Source organism: Salipaludibacillus sp. HK11 (assembly GCF_047795645.1).
In the GTDB taxonomy this organism is placed as follows: domain Bacteria; phylum Bacillota; class Bacilli; order Bacillales; family Salisediminibacteriaceae; genus Salipaludibacillus.
In genome coordinates, this window is record NZ_CP181045.1 from 1,666,776 (window position 1) to 1,683,528 (window position 16,753).

21 protein-coding genes are annotated in these 16,753 nt (G+C 37.4%); all 21 read right to left on the reverse strand.

Annotation, left to right across the window (positions count from 1 at the left end):
* Positions 1 to 16 precede the first annotated feature (16 nt).
* On the reverse strand, positions 17 to 1,096 hold the full coding sequence (flhB, locus tag ACM26V_RS08210) for a flagellar biosynthesis protein FlhB (RefSeq protein ID WP_416150935.1): 1,080 nt from the start codon (positions 1,094 to 1,096) through the stop codon (positions 17 to 19).
* Positions 1,097 to 1,098: 2 nt separating this feature from the next.
* A complete protein-coding gene (gene fliR, locus ACM26V_RS08215; RefSeq protein WP_416150936.1) occupies positions 1,099 to 1,875 on the reverse strand; it encodes a flagellar biosynthetic protein FliR in 777 nt (258 codons plus the stop codon).
* A gap of 4 nt (positions 1,876 to 1,879) precedes the next feature.
* Complete coding sequence (gene fliQ / locus ACM26V_RS08220) at positions 1,880 to 2,149, reverse strand: flagellar biosynthesis protein FliQ (protein ID WP_416150937.1); 270 nt, start codon at positions 2,147 to 2,149, stop codon at positions 1,880 to 1,882.
* A 12-nt stretch (positions 2,150 to 2,161) separates the two neighbouring features.
* Entirely contained in the window at positions 2,162 to 2,839 is a 678-nt protein-coding gene (fliP, locus tag ACM26V_RS08225; RefSeq protein WP_416150938.1) for a flagellar type III secretion system pore protein FliP, read from the reverse strand.
* A complete protein-coding gene (locus tag ACM26V_RS08230; RefSeq protein ID WP_416150939.1) occupies positions 2,839 to 3,531 on the reverse strand; it encodes a flagellar biosynthetic protein FliO in 693 nt (230 codons plus the stop codon). Before ACM26V_RS08230 ends, fliP begins: the two co-directional genes overlap by 1 nt.
* 23 nt (positions 3,532 to 3,554) lie before the next feature.
* A complete protein-coding gene (locus ACM26V_RS08235) occupies positions 3,555 to 3,917 on the reverse strand; it encodes a response regulator (protein WP_416150940.1) in 363 nt (120 codons plus the stop codon).
* Between the two features lie 32 nt (positions 3,918 to 3,949).
* Entirely contained in the window at positions 3,950 to 5,158 is a 1,209-nt protein-coding gene (gene fliY, locus ACM26V_RS08240; RefSeq protein WP_416150941.1) for a flagellar motor switch phosphatase FliY, read from the reverse strand.
* On the reverse strand, positions 5,159 to 6,145 hold the full coding sequence (fliM, locus tag ACM26V_RS08245; RefSeq protein ID WP_416150942.1) for a flagellar motor switch protein FliM: 987 nt from the start codon (positions 6,143 to 6,145) through the stop codon (positions 5,159 to 5,161).
* 36 nt (positions 6,146 to 6,181) lie between these two features.
* The gene (gene fliL / locus ACM26V_RS08250; protein WP_416150943.1) at positions 6,182 to 6,613 is read right to left on the reverse strand and encodes a flagellar basal body-associated protein FliL; all 432 of its coding nucleotides are present in this window, start codon (positions 6,611 to 6,613) and stop codon (positions 6,182 to 6,184) included.
* A 2-nt stretch (positions 6,614 to 6,615) separates the two neighbouring features.
* A complete protein-coding gene (locus ACM26V_RS08255) occupies positions 6,616 to 6,843 on the reverse strand; it encodes a flagellar FlbD family protein (protein ID WP_416150944.1) in 228 nt (75 codons plus the stop codon).
* Between the two features lie 98 nt (positions 6,844 to 6,941).
* Complete coding sequence (locus ACM26V_RS08260) at positions 6,942 to 7,862, reverse strand: flagellar hook-basal body complex protein (protein WP_416150945.1); 921 nt, start codon at positions 7,860 to 7,862, stop codon at positions 6,942 to 6,944.
* Positions 7,863 to 7,959: 97 nt separating this feature from the next.
* The gene (locus ACM26V_RS08265; protein WP_416150946.1) at positions 7,960 to 8,349 is read right to left on the reverse strand and encodes a TIGR02530 family flagellar biosynthesis protein; all 390 of its coding nucleotides are present in this window, start codon (positions 8,347 to 8,349) and stop codon (positions 7,960 to 7,962) included.
* A gap of 20 nt (positions 8,350 to 8,369) precedes the next feature.
* Positions 8,370 to 8,831, reverse strand: a complete 462-nt coding sequence (gene flgD / locus ACM26V_RS08270; protein WP_416150947.1) for a flagellar hook assembly protein FlgD — start codon at positions 8,829 to 8,831, stop codon at positions 8,370 to 8,372.
* A gap of 14 nt (positions 8,832 to 8,845) precedes the next feature.
* Positions 8,846 to 10,474: a flagellar hook-length control protein FliK gene (locus ACM26V_RS08275; protein WP_416150948.1), complete on the reverse strand. Its 1,629-nt coding sequence runs from the start codon at positions 10,472 to 10,474 to the stop codon at positions 8,846 to 8,848.
* A 30-nt stretch (positions 10,475 to 10,504) separates the two neighbouring features.
* Positions 10,505 to 11,086, reverse strand: coding sequence for a hypothetical protein (locus ACM26V_RS08280; RefSeq protein ID WP_416150949.1), 582 nt, complete (start codon positions 11,084 to 11,086; stop codon positions 10,505 to 10,507).
* A 14-nt stretch (positions 11,087 to 11,100) separates the two neighbouring features.
* The gene (gene fliJ, locus ACM26V_RS08285) at positions 11,101 to 11,538 is read right to left on the reverse strand and encodes a flagellar export protein FliJ (protein WP_416150950.1); all 438 of its coding nucleotides are present in this window, start codon (positions 11,536 to 11,538) and stop codon (positions 11,101 to 11,103) included.
* On the reverse strand, positions 11,535 to 12,857 hold the full coding sequence (gene fliI / locus ACM26V_RS08290) for a flagellar protein export ATPase FliI (RefSeq protein WP_416150951.1): 1,323 nt from the start codon (positions 12,855 to 12,857) through the stop codon (positions 11,535 to 11,537). Before fliI ends, fliJ begins: the two co-directional genes overlap by 4 nt.
* Positions 12,847 to 13,662, reverse strand: coding sequence for a flagellar assembly protein FliH (gene fliH / locus ACM26V_RS08295; RefSeq protein WP_416150952.1), 816 nt, complete (start codon positions 13,660 to 13,662; stop codon positions 12,847 to 12,849). Before fliH ends, fliI begins: the two co-directional genes overlap by 11 nt.
* Positions 13,655 to 14,665: a flagellar motor switch protein FliG gene (gene fliG, locus ACM26V_RS08300; protein ID WP_416150953.1), complete on the reverse strand. Its 1,011-nt coding sequence runs from the start codon at positions 14,663 to 14,665 to the stop codon at positions 13,655 to 13,657. The genes fliH and fliG overlap by 8 nt, the downstream gene beginning before the upstream one ends.
* 14 nt (positions 14,666 to 14,679) lie before the next feature.
* The gene (gene fliF / locus ACM26V_RS08305; RefSeq protein ID WP_416150954.1) at positions 14,680 to 16,266 is read right to left on the reverse strand and encodes a flagellar basal-body MS-ring/collar protein FliF; all 1,587 of its coding nucleotides are present in this window, start codon (positions 16,264 to 16,266) and stop codon (positions 14,680 to 14,682) included.
* Positions 16,267 to 16,446: 180 nt separating this feature from the next.
* Complete coding sequence (gene fliE, locus ACM26V_RS08310; RefSeq protein ID WP_416151825.1) at positions 16,447 to 16,728, reverse strand: flagellar hook-basal body complex protein FliE; 282 nt, start codon at positions 16,726 to 16,728, stop codon at positions 16,447 to 16,449.
* Positions 16,729 to 16,753 lie beyond the last annotated feature (25 nt).

The window sequence follows — 16,753 nt, forward strand, 5'->3', positions numbered from 1 at the left end:
TAAAACTTACTAAGGTCTAAATTTTTCGTTGAATCCGATATACGTACGCTAACACTTCCGCTACAGCCTTAAATAAATCTTCTGGTACTTGATCACCTATTTCGGCTTGATCATATAAGGCTCTAGCCAAAGGACGATTTTCTACCGTCATGATATCATTATTTTTTGCGACATTAATGACCTTCAGTGCAATAAAGTCTACTCCTTTTGCGACGATTAATGGAGCATCCATATTCGAGTCATCATATTTCAATGCAATCGCGTAGTGTGTAGGGTTCGTGATCACGACATCCGCTTTCGGAACTTCCTGCATCATCCTACTCATCGCCATTTGTCTTTGCTTTTCTTTGATTTTTGATTTTATAAGCGGGTCACCTTCTGATTTTTTGTATTCATCTTTTACATCTTGTTTGGACATTTTTATATTTTTTTCGTGATCATACTTTTGGTACATATAATCTAAAATCGATAAAAATATTAGCAAGAGTGCTACTCCTAAACCCATAATAGCAATGAGGTTTCCAATTAAACTCATTCCCTCTTCAATTGAGTACAAGCCTAACCGCAACAAATCCTCCAAGAAGAACCATAACACGCCACCTGTAACTATCCCTACAAGTGTTATTTTCAACATCGATTTTAAAAATTCTACGAGTGCTCTGATTGAAAATATTCGTTTAAAACCTTTGATCGGATCAATTTTCTCCAATTTCATTTTTATCGCTTCAGGCGCAAAAAGAAAACCCACTTGTAAATAGTTACTAAATATCGCTGCCAAAATAATGACAAGCATGATAGGTGCCATCGTAATAGCCATTTGTACAAGAAACTCTGTTAACATCGCTCCGACATTTTCTTCAGATAAATCGGTTAATAGATACTCTGTAAACGTAAATTGAGCCATGATGAAGAGTTGTTCAACCATATAGGATCCAATAAACATAAAAAACAGAAACGAAAACAATAGGATAATCGCAGTATTTACATCACTACTCTTAGCAACTTGCCCCTTGTCCCTAGATTCTTTCTTTTTCTTCGGAGTTGCTTTTTCTGTCTTTTCTTGAGCAAAATATTGTAAATCAAGGGATAAATACATTTTTACACCCCTCCATATAACTCCATCAATCTACGCATCGTTAACGTCATCGTTTCCACTAAATTATCAACTAGAAGAAAAAATGGCGCCATTGTAAGAAATAATACGATAAAACCCAAAAATATTTTAAGCGGTAATCCAACGACAAAGACATTAACTTGGGGAACTGTCCTAGCTACCATCCCTAAAGCAACATCAACTAAAAAAATAGATCCTACAATGGGCATGGACATTTGAAAAGCAATAATAAACATCGTATTAAATGCTGTGATAACATGTTCGATGACTAATATATTTCCAAACGGAAGAAATACCTGATCTATTGGCACAAACTGATAACTGTAAAACATACCATCAATCAGTAAATGGTGCGCATCTGTTGCTAAAATAAATAATAATGAGAACGTATATAAGTAACTACCGATCAATGGTGATTGAGCTCCCGTTTGTGGATCTATCACATTTGCAATCATAAATCCTAACTTCAAGTCAATAAGACCTCCAGCAACTTGAATTGCATAGAGTAAAATTGTAGCAATTAAGCCAACAGTTAATCCAACAAGTGCTTCTTTTATTATCAATAAGAAAAATTCATAGTTAATTTCAAAAACAGGCCAATCTTCTGTAAAAAAAATAATCCAAGACATAAAAACAGCAAGTCCAATTTTCATTTGACCGGGAATATTTTGATAGGAAAAAAAAGGTAGCGTTAGTAAGAAGGACGAGATTCTAACAAGAATGAGCAGAAATGCAGGGAACCATTCAAAAATTTCTAACATAGTATCATCCTATAAATTGATGTAAATTACTAAATATTTCTTCAGCAAGCGTCATCACTTGCGCTAACATCCAAGGACCAAAAATGACTAGAGCAATTAACACTCCTGCGATTTTTGGTATGAACGCTAACGTCTGTTCCTGAATTTGCGTCGTTGCCTGAAAAATACTAACCGCTAGACCAATACCTAAAGCTACGATCAGTAAAGGGCCTGAAACTAATAACACTGTAAATACCCCTTGTTCTGCCCATGATATAACCATTTCAGGACTCATAATGATCCTCCTCTAAAAGCTAAATAATAATGAACGAACGACTAAATGCCATCCATCTACCATAACAAATAGTAATACTTTAAACGGTAGTGCAATCATCACGGGAGGTAACATCATCATTCCCATTGACATTAATACACTTGCTACAACCATATCAATTACCAAAAATGGTACAAAAATCATAAAGCCAATTTGGAATGCGGTTTTCAATTCACTAATTGCAAATGCTGGAACAAGTGATGTTAATGGAATGTCATCTAACGTTTCAGGTCTTTCTTGGCCTGCATATCCCATAAAAAGGGCTAAATCCTTCTCTCTTGTGTGCTGTGCCATAAATTCTTTCATTGGCGATGCAGCAGAATCAAATGCTTCTTCTTGAGTAATTTCACCTTCAAATAGTGGTTGAAGGGCGTTTTCGTTTACTTCTGAAAATACTGGTGCCATGATAAAAAAAGTTAAGAAAAGTGCTAAACCAATAATAACTTGATTTGGTGGCATTTGTTGTGTAGCCAAACCAGATCTCACAAATGACAAGACAATCACAATTCTCGTAAAACTCGTCATGAGTATTAAAATAGCTGGTGCTAGCGAAAGAACCGTCAACAAGATTAGTAATTGAATGGTTGCTGTTAAATTCTCAGGATCTTCACTAAAGATATCTAATGATGGAATTTCAATCATTGCAATCATTAATCTTTCTCCTCTATTGCAGAATGGACCTTCGATTGAGATCTCTTGACACCTTTCATCTCATCATTTAATAAACGACGAAAGGCATCTTCATTTTCATTTGGCTGCTTCGTCTTCTTTTTTTGCAACCAATTAGTAAATCGAGAAATAGGCTGTTCAAAAAAGTCTTGTGAACCTTGGAAGGATTCCATCAAATCATCAATTTCTTGAGGGTTATCAATTTCTTTCAACAATTGAACCGTCTCACCGACACCAACAACCAAAACTCTCTTTCCGACACGGACAATCTGAACAGAACTTTTTGAACCTACTCCTGTACCACCTATATTTTGTACTGTTGAGTGACTATTAAAACTTTGCGCCCTTTTGTTAACAAATTTAAGTAAAAAATAAATGACAAACAAAACAGCACCTAAACCTAAAAACATTTGCAGAATAAGAAAGAAGAGATTCTGATCTGTTGCTGCTCCTAATTGTAGTTCATCTTCTTCCACTTCTTCACTTCGTTGATCATCTTCATCTTCATCTGGAGAATTCAAATCTTGCCGTTCATCATCTAAATCATCTTGGAATGAGTCGAGAATTTGATTGACATTGCGGTCACCTTCTCCAAAATCATCCGCATAAACATTATTCATTGTAAAAAACGACAATAAAATAAAAATCATGACTAATCGTTGTATTTTCTTCAATCTCGTCACGTCCTCTGGAGCGATTATCCTAATGTCTTATTGATTGCTTCTAGCACTCTATCTGCTTGAAAAGGTTTTACGATAAAGTCCTTAGCTCCTGCTTGAATCGCATCGATAACCATTGCTTGTTGTCCCATAGCTGAACACATAATTACCTTTGCATTAGGATCGTGTTTTTTGATCTCTTTCAAAGAAGTAATCCCATCCATTTCAGGCATCGTAATATCCATTGTTACGAGATCTGGTAATAGTTCTTTGTAGAGTTCAAGTGCTTGAGCACCATCACCAGCTTCACCAACCACATCAAAATCGTTCTTTGTTAAAATATCCTTAATCATCATTCTCATAAAAGCTGCATCATCTACTATAAGTACTTTAGTCGCCATTATATATCCCCCTTATGTTCATTTATGATTATCTAGCGTAAATTGTTGAGTCGTTCTTTTTGACTAACTATATCCGTTACTCGGACTCCAAAGTTTTCATCAATAACTACCACTTCACCCTTGGCAATGAGACGCTGATTAACTAAAATATCAACAGGTTCTCCCGCTAACTTGTCTAGCTCTACAATGGAACCTTGTGCCAATTCTAAAATTTCTTTTATTGATCGTTTTGTTCGGCCTAATTCGACGGTTACCTCCAATGGAATATCCATTAACATGTCCAAATTCTTTGCTTCGTTTTCACTTAGCGATGGTGCTTCGAAGTTGGAAAAGGCCGCTGGTTGTACATTAGCTGTTCTTTGCGGTTGACTCGATCCAGACGATAAGTGTTGAGGTCCTGGCCTTTGTTGTTGCTGCTGAGCAGCAGGTGCCTCTTGGTTTTGCACTGGTTTTGGTTCATTACTTGGTGGTGGCATTGGCTTTTGTTGCTCTATCGGTTGTTCATTTGAAGAAGTTGTCTCCGGACTTGTTGTCTCTGGTTCCGGATTCATGAGTTGTTCAACCATTTCCTTTGCAAATGAGACCGTTACAAGTTGCATAATATCTGAATCAATTAAATCACCAATCTTTAAATTGAATGATATCTTCACTAATACATCTTCCCCTGGAAGTATCACTTTGTTTGGATTTTCAGGTAGATCGAGTAAATCAATTTCTGGTGGGGAAATATCCACTTTTTTATTAAAAATAGTCGACATCGAAGTGGAGGCAGACCCCATCATTTGATTCATTGCTTCTTGGACTGCACTTATCTCCATGTCTCCCATTTCTTCCGAAGCACTTGTACCATCATTTCCCATCATCAAGTCTGCAATTATAGCAGCGTCGGATGTTTTAATAACTAATAAATTTAATCCTTCAAAACCTGTTGTATACTCAACCGAAATAGCAACGTGAGGTTTTGGAAACTCTCGTTCTAATTCATCTTTTCCAATGATAGAAACTGTAGGGGTTGTTATCTCGACTTTTTGATTTAACAGTGTAGAAAGTGCTGTAGCTGAACTACCAAATGAAATATTCCCTATTTCACCCAATGCATCTTGTTCAATACCAGAAAGATAGTTTTCGATTATCAATTCACTTCCACTATTTTCTTTTTCTTCTTGGTTGGAATCATCACCTTCATCCATTCCATTTAATAAAGCATTAATTTCATCTTGTGAGAGCATATCGTCGTTCATCTATCTCCCCTCCTCTTCTATAATATCTGTTATTTGAACAGCAACATGATTGTTCATTTTTCCTGGTTGTACTTTGTATTTCGGTTCATTTCCGATACGGAACACTAAAGAATCTTCAATTAATTGATCTAATTCGATAATATCATCGTTACCTAAGTGCAAAAATTCTTTTATTGTTATCTCTGATTTTCCGAGCTCAACTGTCAATTCGAGCGGAGCCTTTTTAATATTACCTTTCAATGAGTCTAGTTCTCCAGGTAATCGTTCCTTCTTTTTTGCTTGCATCCATAAATGTACAGACAGTTTCGGCAAAATCGATTCAATTACCACGTGAGGTAAACAAATATTGATCATTCCCGATGATTCGCCGATTGTTGTAGAGAAAGAAATGACAACCACCGTTTCATTTGGAGAAACAAGTTGAAGAAACTGAGGATTCACTTCTAAATCATCCATGACCGGGTCTAGCTCTTCAACAGATAACCATGCCTCTCGAAATGTCTCTAACGTTCGTTGAAACAACTGAGTCAATATTTTTGATTCAATTTCTGTTAAACTATCAACTTTGTTATATGCTTCTCCTTGCCCTCCAAGCAAACGATCAAGTATCGCATATGCGATATTAGGATTCACTTCCATCACAAACCTACCGTCTAATGGGAAAGGTTCGAATACATTTAAGATGGTCATTTTCGGCACAGACCGAATGAATTCATCATAAGGGAGTTGATCAACTGACGCGACGCTAATTTGAACAAACGTACGCAATTGCGCTGAAAGTTGCGTCGTTAATAGGCGAGCGAAATTCTCATGGATCCTTGTTAAACTTCTAACCTGATCCTTAGAAAACCGAAGCGCACGTTTAAAGTCGTACGAACGAACCTTTCTCTCGGTGTCTTCTTTTTTTAACTCATCAGCATCCATCTCGCCAGTTGATATCGCAGACAATAACGCATCAATCTCACCTTGTGACAGAACATCTGCCATCTAACCTCACCTCACTTTCTATCATCACTAACTGCATTACTGAATCACACGTTGATTCATATAAACTTGAATCACGTCCCCATCTTCCATAAGTTGATTGATTTCATTTCTAATACGATCTTCAAGTTGTTGAATCCCTTCAGATCCTTGAAAATCTGACGCACTCATGTCAGACAATTCCTGAATAATGATATTCTCGATTTGAAAACTACGTTTTTCAAATTCATCTTTGGCATTGTCATTTTCTAATTGAATAACAAATTGGGACCTAATAATATGATTTGATAATAAATTCGTCGTAATTTCATCGGTTTCTACAGATCTCTCTAATACCTGATCAATCGTCGGCTCCCCTTCTGGGTCTGAGTCTTGAAACACTTGCGTGTATAAAACCAATGCAAGAACGCCAACCAGCGTTAATGCAACAAGAATAATCAGCATAATATTGATTAAGCGATTTTGGAACATGATTATTCCTCCTTACTCTCTTCTTCAAATTGATTTGTAATTAGAGGAATTAACCCAATACGCTTGTAAAAATGCTCAATCTGAGTGATTAATTCTTGTTCAGTTTCCTTAACGACAATCATCTTTCCATTCGTTAATGTTATCGTCGTATCTGGAAACGATTGAATTTGCTCTATATATATTGCATTTAAAGTAAATATTTGGTCATTTAAGCGAGTCAATGTCACCATTTTGTTCAAGCACCACTTTTATAAGCGAGGCTCTTCCTCCTCCGTATGTAAAATTGGATTGGCTTAGCGTTACCTCAACGCTAAGCCAAGCCACTAGTCTATCGTTTTAAGTTGACAAGCTCTTGTAGAATTTCATCTGATGTTGTAATCATTCTCGTATTTGCTTGGAACCCACGCTGAGCGACAATCATTTCTGCAAACTCCTCAGAAAGGTCAACGTTAGACATTTCTAGTGCAGAAGGGATAATTCCGCCACGGCCTTCTTCACCTGAGATCCCAATTTGCGGTGCCCCAGAGTTATTTGTTGGTGTAAATGTATTACTACCTGCTTTATTTAAACCATCTGGATTGGCAAAGGTAGCCATAGAAAGTTGACCAAGGACACGATTCTCACTATCTGAGAAGACCCCTGTAATGATACCAGAGTCAGAGATGTTGAAGCTTTGTAAGAAGATATCAGCAGCATCATCAACATCTTCAGCAAATGTACCTCCAAAAATAGGATTATCTCTCATTTGCTCTATACTTTGCCCTGCTGGAATAAACAGATTTGATAAATTTGCATCATCAAGAACAACATCATCCTCATCAAGTACCGCAGCTGAATACCCTTGTAAATTCAACCCATCAGCATTTACAAGTGTGCCATTTTCATCTAAATAAAAGTTACCGGCACGAGTGTAAAAATTTTGATCTCCGTCATTCACAACGAAATATCCATCACCTGAAATCGCAAGGTCCAAATCTCTCCCTGTTGACTGTGGTGGTCCTTGAGTTGTAATCGTATCGATCGAAGAAGTACTTCCACCTAAACCAATCTGCATTGGATTTGTACCACCGCGTGCTCCATCAATCGCAGCACCTGCACCTTGCATTTGTTGACTAACCATATCATTAAATGTTGCACGACCTTTTTTGAAACCGAATGTATTCACGTTGGCAATATTATTACCAATAACATCTAACTTTGTTTGGAAGTTGTTCATTCCACCTATACCTGAATATAACGATCGAATCATATGTTCGTTCTCCCTTCGACACCCTCTATTTTTGTTTGCTGCTTCCATCGGTCCACAGCATGTGGCTTCCTATCAATTAGGTCCAGCCAGTTAATCACTACTTATTAATGATGATTGCTCCACTGATGTTAGTAAAAACTTGTGACGATGCTTCTTCACGATCCATTGCGGTAATAACCGTTTCGTTTTTTGCACTTACAACGAAAGCCGCATCATTTGTTAATACGAGTGAATCTTGCACACCTTTTTGTTTCGCTTCTTTTATCTTAATCTGAATTTCATTCCATACATCACCGTTTATATTGATTCCTCGGTCTGATATTCGCTGCTCGGCATGCTTGCTTATTTTTAGTTCTTGTTGTTCATCAATTTTATTTGCCAACATGTTTTGAAAACTATTTTCAGTTTTACTTTCCGAGACAGGTCTTTTAACCGCCGGTTTCGGTAGTGGCTGTTGCAGGTGATGGGGCATGATTTTAGCACTCATGTTACTCACCTCACCGTATTTTATTCTGGGTTTGTCACAGACAAGAGATCTTTAGCAGTTACTCTAGCATCTCCATCAATGACAAGCTGTGATTGGCCATCTTTGAAAACGACAGATGTGACTATTCCTTCCATCAATTCCGTCTCTTCGTTTTCTCCTTCAGTAATAACTTTCTCCCATTCTACTTTCTTTCCAATAAGGTCACTATGTGATACAAAATCATTCTGTACCTGCATATCTATAAACTTCTGTAAATTTTCATTCATGTTTGTCATCTGCTCTAAGCTAGTGAATTGCGCCATTTGTGCGATAAATTCTTGGTCTTCCATCGGATTCATTGGATCTTGATTTTGTAATTGCGTTAACAAAATTTTAAGAAACGCATCTTTGTCTAAATCTGCAGCAGCGCCGCTTTTTTGCTGCTGTTGTTGCATGTATTCAGCATGATACAAGCTTTGTGTCACTTGATTGTTTATTGGCATTCTTCATCCCACCTTTAAGCTTCAATGTTAATCGTATTTTCCAGTAAGTCAGCAAATTGCTCTGCATCTTCATCGTCATCATCCGCTAGTTCGTTGTCTCTTGTGTCATTTTCTGGTTGTTGTTTCGTTTCATCTTGATTAGAATCTTTATGAAGTAGATTCTGCTGTTGTTGCGTCACTTCAATCTTATCCACTTGGATGTTTTGTGATTGAAAGGCATTTCTCAATTGCGCCAACTGACCGTCCATTAAATCCCTAGCGACTTTTGTCGTTGTCATTAATGTTGCCATCATCACTCCGTTCACTTGTTGAATCGTGATATCCATCCGACCTAGTGAAGCAGGGTGAAGTTTCATGCTCAGCTGTTGTGTACCATTTGCAAATTGCTGAAACGTACTTCTCGATAAAAGATGTTGAAACTGGCGAATAAATTGTTCTTGAGATGGTCGTTCAGGAGTTGCCTCTCCTGATGGAAGCACCATCGCTTGAAACCTTGCCATCTGACTATTTGTCGTATCTAACAACATAGAAGTTGGCTGTGAATGATTTGAAGATTTAGTTTGTGCATTTTCAGAAGCTAATTGGTTCATGTAAGCTAATTCAGCAAATCTAGTTGTATTTAATGGTACATCCGAACGAAGCTGACTACTACTAGACGAACGGTCTCCACTAGCTAAAAACTCGGTTAATTGAACGAGAGTTTGACGTGTACTCTGATTCTTATCGTTTAGTGACAGTTCAGGGAAATACGTTGATATTAATTGCTGAATAGCATGTTGCGCTCTATTTTCGCCTTCAGGTTTTATGCCATTTCCGCTTGCAGAAAATGAAGCCACCAGTGCTAATAAAGGAGCAATCTCGCCCGTATTAGTGAATTCTTCAAGAACTTCATTAAGAGACGTCTGATTTTCAAACAATGCGATCAATTCTTGTAGAACCTCATCAGGCAATACACTGATAAGTTTCTCTAACTCTTCATCCTCAAGCATCTCTTGCGAAAGTAAACTATCTTGTTGAAATTGATCACCATTAGCTAGAAAATTGCTTAAATGAATCAACGTTTCTTGGATACTTTGATTCTCGTCATTTTGTATCAATTCTGGAAAATATGTTGATAGTAATTCCTGTACTTTTTGATGAGCATTCTCTGAATCTTCATTTACAGTGATTTCCGATTCCATTTGCGAAAAGGAGAAAACTATGGTTATCAAAGTCACCGGGTCTCCAGTACTTTTAAACTCCTCAATAATACCTTCGAGTGAACTGTGATTTTCAAATAATGATAGTAACTCTTCCTGCCAGTCTTCTGGTAGCACACTCATTAATTGAATGATTTCATCTGATTGGAGCGTCTCAGCCGACATAAAACTATCCTCTAAAGCAACTTGCTCAATCAGGCCTAATAGCTCTGTTAAAGGTTCATCTAAATTGTCGACAAGCTCTTTTAATGAGTTGTGAGATAATAAAGATTGTCCTTCGTTCGCTCCATCTTTTAGGACCTTTTTATCCCCATCCATAATTGATGTTAACGCCTTGATAAAAGAAGATTTACTTTCTCCTTCTAAAGCAACCATCGCTGTTGAATCAACCTTGGCGCCCTTATTCATACTAACCAACGGCATCATAGCCATCATTCCATTCATTTTTTCACCCCCCTTCAAGTCCTTATTTCATCAGTTAGACATTTGACTTAGCAATTCAGCAGCTGTCTCAGCTTCCACTCTACCCAATATGTCAGATCGATTACGAACGTTCATCATCCTTAAGTAAGTAACAGCCTCGCCTTCAGGAAGTTCACTAATAATATCTGCCGCTTTGGATGAGGTCATTTCTTCTAGCGTTTTCACAATATCATTAACATCAGCTGTGACCTCACCCAACGCTTCTTCATCTAAATCAACCTCATCACTTTGTAAAGTTAAGAGTTCTTCTTGTAATGTCTCTAATTCTGCTTCTGACGTTTCCAGTTGATTTTCTAATTGCTGAATCTGTTGAAGATAAGATTGATTTTCATGCTCCAACTGAGCAATTGATTCTTCATCTGTAAGTCGCTCTTCTCCATCTTCTAATTCTTCATCCTCCGATATAAATGGCAAAGCACTTGCAGCTTGTTTAACGGTCCCACCAACGTCAAATCCTAAATAATAAAGTAGCACGACCGCTAGAATTACTGCAAAAAAAGCAGGGATTACTATCACCATAAAAATGACTTGAAATTTACTTTGCGACTTTTCTTTTTGTTTGTTTTTACTCATTGTTTCACCTGATTTCATCGCCTGACAAATTGTTGAACAGAAACTTCGTCTAAATACCTCTGCTCACTTCGTTTTTCGTCATGTATATATTGCTGATGTTTAATCTCTTTCATCTTTTCATACTTTTTTACATCAATAGATTTGTACGTTAAGTACCGTTCTTTTTCATTCATTACTTTTCTTGCTTTTTGTGTATTGAATTGTAATTTATCAATTTCTTTTTGCAAATAAGCAATTGTTTTTTCATTCATTTGAATCATTGAGATTGTTAAGCCTTTTCCTAATTTTTCTTCTGCTGCAGAATTTAATTCTTCTTTTCGCTTCAGAAGATCAAACAATTTTGTAGCAACGTCTTCAAATTGTTTTACTGACTCCGTATACGCGAGCTCAGCTTCCGTTTTTTCATAGTCTTTCACTTCAAGAACTTTTGCTAACGAAAATTTAAAGCTCATCCTTTCCCTCCTTTACCAAACAGCCCCTGCATTAACTTGACTGTTTTTGAAAAACCATCAGATTCGTCGAGGCTTTGCTTTAAAAACGCCATGATCTCTGGATACTTTTTAATAGCTTCATCGACTTCCTTATTTGAACCTTTTTTATAGGCACCAATATTAATTAAGTCTTCAGAATCATGATACGTTGCTAACATATTACGAATATAATCGGCTGTTTGACGATGTTCTTCACTAACGATATCGTTCATCACACGGCTAATGCTTGTTAAGACATCAATTGCTGGAAAATGACCTTTATTTGCCAGTTTTCTATCCAATACAAGGTGACCATCTAAAATTCCGCGAACACTATCAGCGATCGGTTCATTCATATCGTCCCCATCAACTAATACTGTATAAAAAGCGGTAATCGACCCCGCTTCATTTGTTCCACTTCTCTCGAGAAGGCGTGGTAGAAGTGCAAAGACAGATGGAGTATATCCTTTTGTCGTTGGCGGTTCGCCTATAGCAAGGCCAATCTCTCTTTGTGCCATCGCCACTCGTGTGACTGAATCCATCATAAGTGTAACGTTTAGTCCCTGATCCCGAAAATATTCACAAATAGCTGTTGCCGTCATGGCACCTTTAATTCTCATTAACGCTGGTTGATCTGAAGTCGCTACAATAACAATCGTATTTTCCATTCCTTTAGGTCCTAAATCACGCTCAATAAAATCACGAACCTCTCGACCTCGTTCACCTATCAACGCAATAACGTTTACGTCTGCATCTGAATTTTTTGCAATCATCGCCATTAGTGTACTTTTCCCTACACCACTACCTGCAAATATTCCCATCCTTTGACCTTTCCCTACTGAAAATAGGCCATCAATTGCTTTAACTCCCATCGTCAAAGGAGTGGAAATTCTAGGGCGACTCAATGGGTTAGGGGGAGGATTATCTGTCGAAACGGGTTGAGCTCCTCCTGGTACGTCACTACCATCAAATGGTCTGCCTAAACTATCTAGGGCGTTTCCTATCAAACCTGAACCGACTTTAATCTGTAAAGGTTGGTTATTTGTTTCTACTAAACTGCCAGGAGCAATTTCATCCACCCTCTCAAAGGGCATCAATAATACATGTTGATTACGAAACCCCACGACTTCCACGAGAATTTTGCGACGTTGTTTCTTTCCAACAATGATGAAACACAAATCTCCCACAGAAGCCTGTGGCCCCTTTGATTCAATCATAAGTCCTACGACTTGTGAGACTTTCCCGTAATGCTTATAAGAAGAAACCTCTTTGATTTGTGGGATTAATGTATCAATGCTCATCGGTTACTCCTTCTGCTAATTTTTCAACTAATACTCGCTTCAATTCACGTAACTGGCTGTCTACAGAGGCATCGATTTGTCCAAAAGGAGTTTCAATAATACAATCATTCTCATTCATTGATTCATCTGGAAAAATCAATAATTCTCTCGTATGAAGAGCAATTGCCTGTAATTCTTTCTTTTGTTGCAAAGTAGTTTCATACCAAGCAGGGTGAATGTATATTTTAACTTCTTCGTGTTCACGAACTTCAGTTACAGCATCTTTCACAAGGTTTAACCAAGCTGAATCTTGTTCTAGCAAAGTGTCCCCAATTATTTTTTCGGCAACTGTCATTGCTAGTTCTAACATAACAGGAGCAGATTCACTCAATTTACTATGATAATCAAATTTAGAGTTTTCAACTGTCTCTTTAGCCTGATTAATGTAGTTAGAGTATTCTTGGTTTACTTGCGTAACCCCATCCTGATACCCTTGGTTATAACCTTCTTCTGCTGCTTGATTAAATCTCACTTCAGCTTCCATTTCGATCTGTTTCTTCTGTTCTTCCAGTTGAGCCTGCCATTCTTCTACTTCAGTTTGAAATTCTTGCTTTAAGTACTCAATGTTTTCTTTCTCACTTTCAATCATTCGCTCGTGTTCTTTATATTGAATAGCATTGCGTGTTTCTTCATCAATTTCACCGAGACCATCTTCATGCGTAGCGGCAGTTTCATTTCTAGCTGGCTTCTCAATGGTTCGGAGTTTTATTGTCCTATTACCAAATTCAGGTTGATTGGTATACGGTGACTTAATAAGCCTAGACAATAATATCATCTCCTCCACCACGTGCGATAACGATTTCTCCCGCTTCCTCTAATCTGCGAATCACGGCTACGATTCTTGTTTGCGCTTCTTCTACATCACGCAATCTAACCGGACCCATAAATTCCATTTCCTCTTTAAAGGTTTCTGACATCCTTTGTGACATGTTACTAAAGACGATTTCTTTCACTTCATCACTAGCTACTTTCAATGAAAGTTGTAAATCTTCATTCTCCACATCACGTATAACTCTTTGAATTGATCGATTATCAAGAGTAACAATATCTTCAAAGACGAACATTCTCTTCTTGATTTCTTCTGCCAACTCAGGGTCTTGAATTTCTAACGCATCAAGAATTGTTCTTTCCGTACTTCTATCTACACTATTCAGAACTTCTACTACCGACTCAATTCCACCAGCTTGTGTGTAATCTTGCGTTACAGTAGCAGATAATTTACGTTCTAGAATACTCTCAACTTCATTTACAATTTCAGGAGAAGTACTATCCATAATTGCAATTCTTTTTGCCACATCCGCTTGAACTTCCTGCGGAAGCGCAGAAAGTATTTGACCCGATTGCTCACTCTCTAAATAGGACAAGATGAGAGCAATCGTTTGTGGATGTTCATTTTGAATGAAGTTGAAAATTTGAGACGCTTCTGTTTTTCGAGCAAAATCAAATGGTCTCACTTGTAAAGTCGATGTAAGTCTGTTAATCATCTCCATCGCTTCTTCTGACCCTAATGCTTTTTCAAGAACGTCTTTTGCATAACCTATTCCACCTTGAGTAATGTAATCTTGTGCGATCGCTAATTGGTGAAATTGATCGATAACTTCTTCTTTTGTATCTTGTTCAACTCTTCTTACACCAGCAATTTCCAAAGTTAATTTTTCAATCTCTTCCTCAGATAAGTGTTTATATACTTGTGCCGATACATCTGGACCTAAAGAGATTAGTAAAATGGCGGCCTTTTGTTTACCTGTTAAGTTTTTTTTCTTCGCCACTATTTCCCCTCCTCTTAGTCATCTGATAACCATGTTCGAACAAGTTTAGAGAATTCCTCTGGTTTATCTTTAGCTAATTTCTCTAACTGCTTTCGACGGGCCTTCTCCTCTGATTCTGGTCCTTCATCCATAGGAGGTAAATCGTACTGAGAACGATCATCAACTTCTATTTCTTCTAACTCTTCATCTTTATTTCGTTTTTTCATTAACATAAAAATGAGAAGCAGAACAACTAGGCCAAGAGCACCAACAATATAATACCAAAATGGTATGCCACCTGCTGGTTCTTCAAATTCAACTTTCCCAAAGAATTCTTGAGAAGAGACAAGGACTCTTTCTTCCAACTCTTCTTGACCCCACTCAGCAGTCAATTCTGCATCAATAGACGTACGCACTATCTGACCAAGAATTTGCTGAATATCATTCAATCTCTCTTGGGGAAGAGATAATGGATCTTCTGGATCTGGTGGTTCTACCATTACTTGAATGGCAACATCACGAATTTTATAAGGACTCTCAACTATGTCACGTGAAATCCGATTAACATCATTATTAATTCGTTCTTCTATTCGTTCATAATCACCTTGACCAGCGCCAAATGCCCCAGGAAAATTCGGGATATCATCTTCTCCAGCACCAACAACCCCACCCTCTTCAAGATCTTCTCCTTCGTATGTTTCTGTAATCCGTTCAACGCTGACAGCAAGTCCTTCCATGTTTTCCTCATCCACAGGTTCTACTAGTTCTTCTTGTCTGTTCTCCTGAGTGAAATCTAAATCCGTAGAAATTGAAACGAGGACTTTATCTTGTCCTACCATCGTTCCGAGCATTTGTTGCACATCTCTTTGCAAATCTCTTTCAATATCTCTCTGAATATTTCGATGTTGTTCGTATACTGAAAGTGCGGAATTAGCTGTGGATGGTTGCTCATTAAGTTCTAGGTATCGAGACATTTGATCCATCATCACAATATTTTCCACTGTTAATCCTGGGACACTTTGTGCAACTAGATGATAGAGAGCTCGTATTTGATTCTCATCTAATGAGTATCCTGCTTGCATATTTAACAGGACAGATGCTGTAGATTGATCCGGTTCATCTCCAAGCCATATACTTTCTTCTGGTAATGTAATCATTACTTGTGAGCCTTGGACACCATCAACACTTCTAATTAGATCTTCCAAAGAAGTTTGAATTGCGGCCCTTTCAAGTAGTTCAAACTCACTATCAGTAGTACCAAATCCCATATTATCTCTAAATGTTCCATAATCGATTCTACCAGTTTGGGGAATACCCTCTGCTGCTAAACTAACTTTTAAATCATCAACAAGTGCTTCTGGAACAAGTATCGAAGTGCCATCACTACTTACTTCGTTAGCTACATTTCGGCTATCTAACGTTGCTTTTATTTCACCAGTTTCTTGAATTGTTAAATTTGAGTATAGCGGAACAAAGTTTGTTCGAGACCCAACTAAAGAAAATAACAGGAGTAGAACTAAGATAAGTGTGATTGATCCTACTAGCAACCCTTTTTGTTTCGTAGTTCTTGATTGCCAAAATTTAATTGTCTTATTTTTATATTCAACCAGGTTATCGTTCATTTTTCCTCCAATACCGCTACTCCATTAGAAAAAATGAGCTTTCCACTTAAGAGATTTTCATTTTTCTTAATTTAGCTATTAAAATTTAAAATAATTTACCCGATAATATCATCATTAGCCCCCATATATAAAAATTCAAGGGCGAATGTAGTTATGTATTCATTTTTAGGCTTGAAATATTTACACTTGCATCCTCATGATTTCTTGATATGCTTCTATTGCTTTGTTTCTAACTTCTAATGTTGTTTGTAACGTCACACTGGCCTTTTCTGCAGTAATCATTACATCGTGTAAGTCTACTTTCTCGCCTCTAGCCATTTTTTCTGTCATATTAGTAGAGTCTACTTGTGCATTATTTACATCAGCAATCGCATCACTCATCCATGTTTTAAAAGATTGTTGTGCTTCATGTGGAGTTGCTTGATTTAAACGAACTTGCTGTGGACTCATCACAGAGTTCATTTGTTGTATCGGATTAGTTTCCATA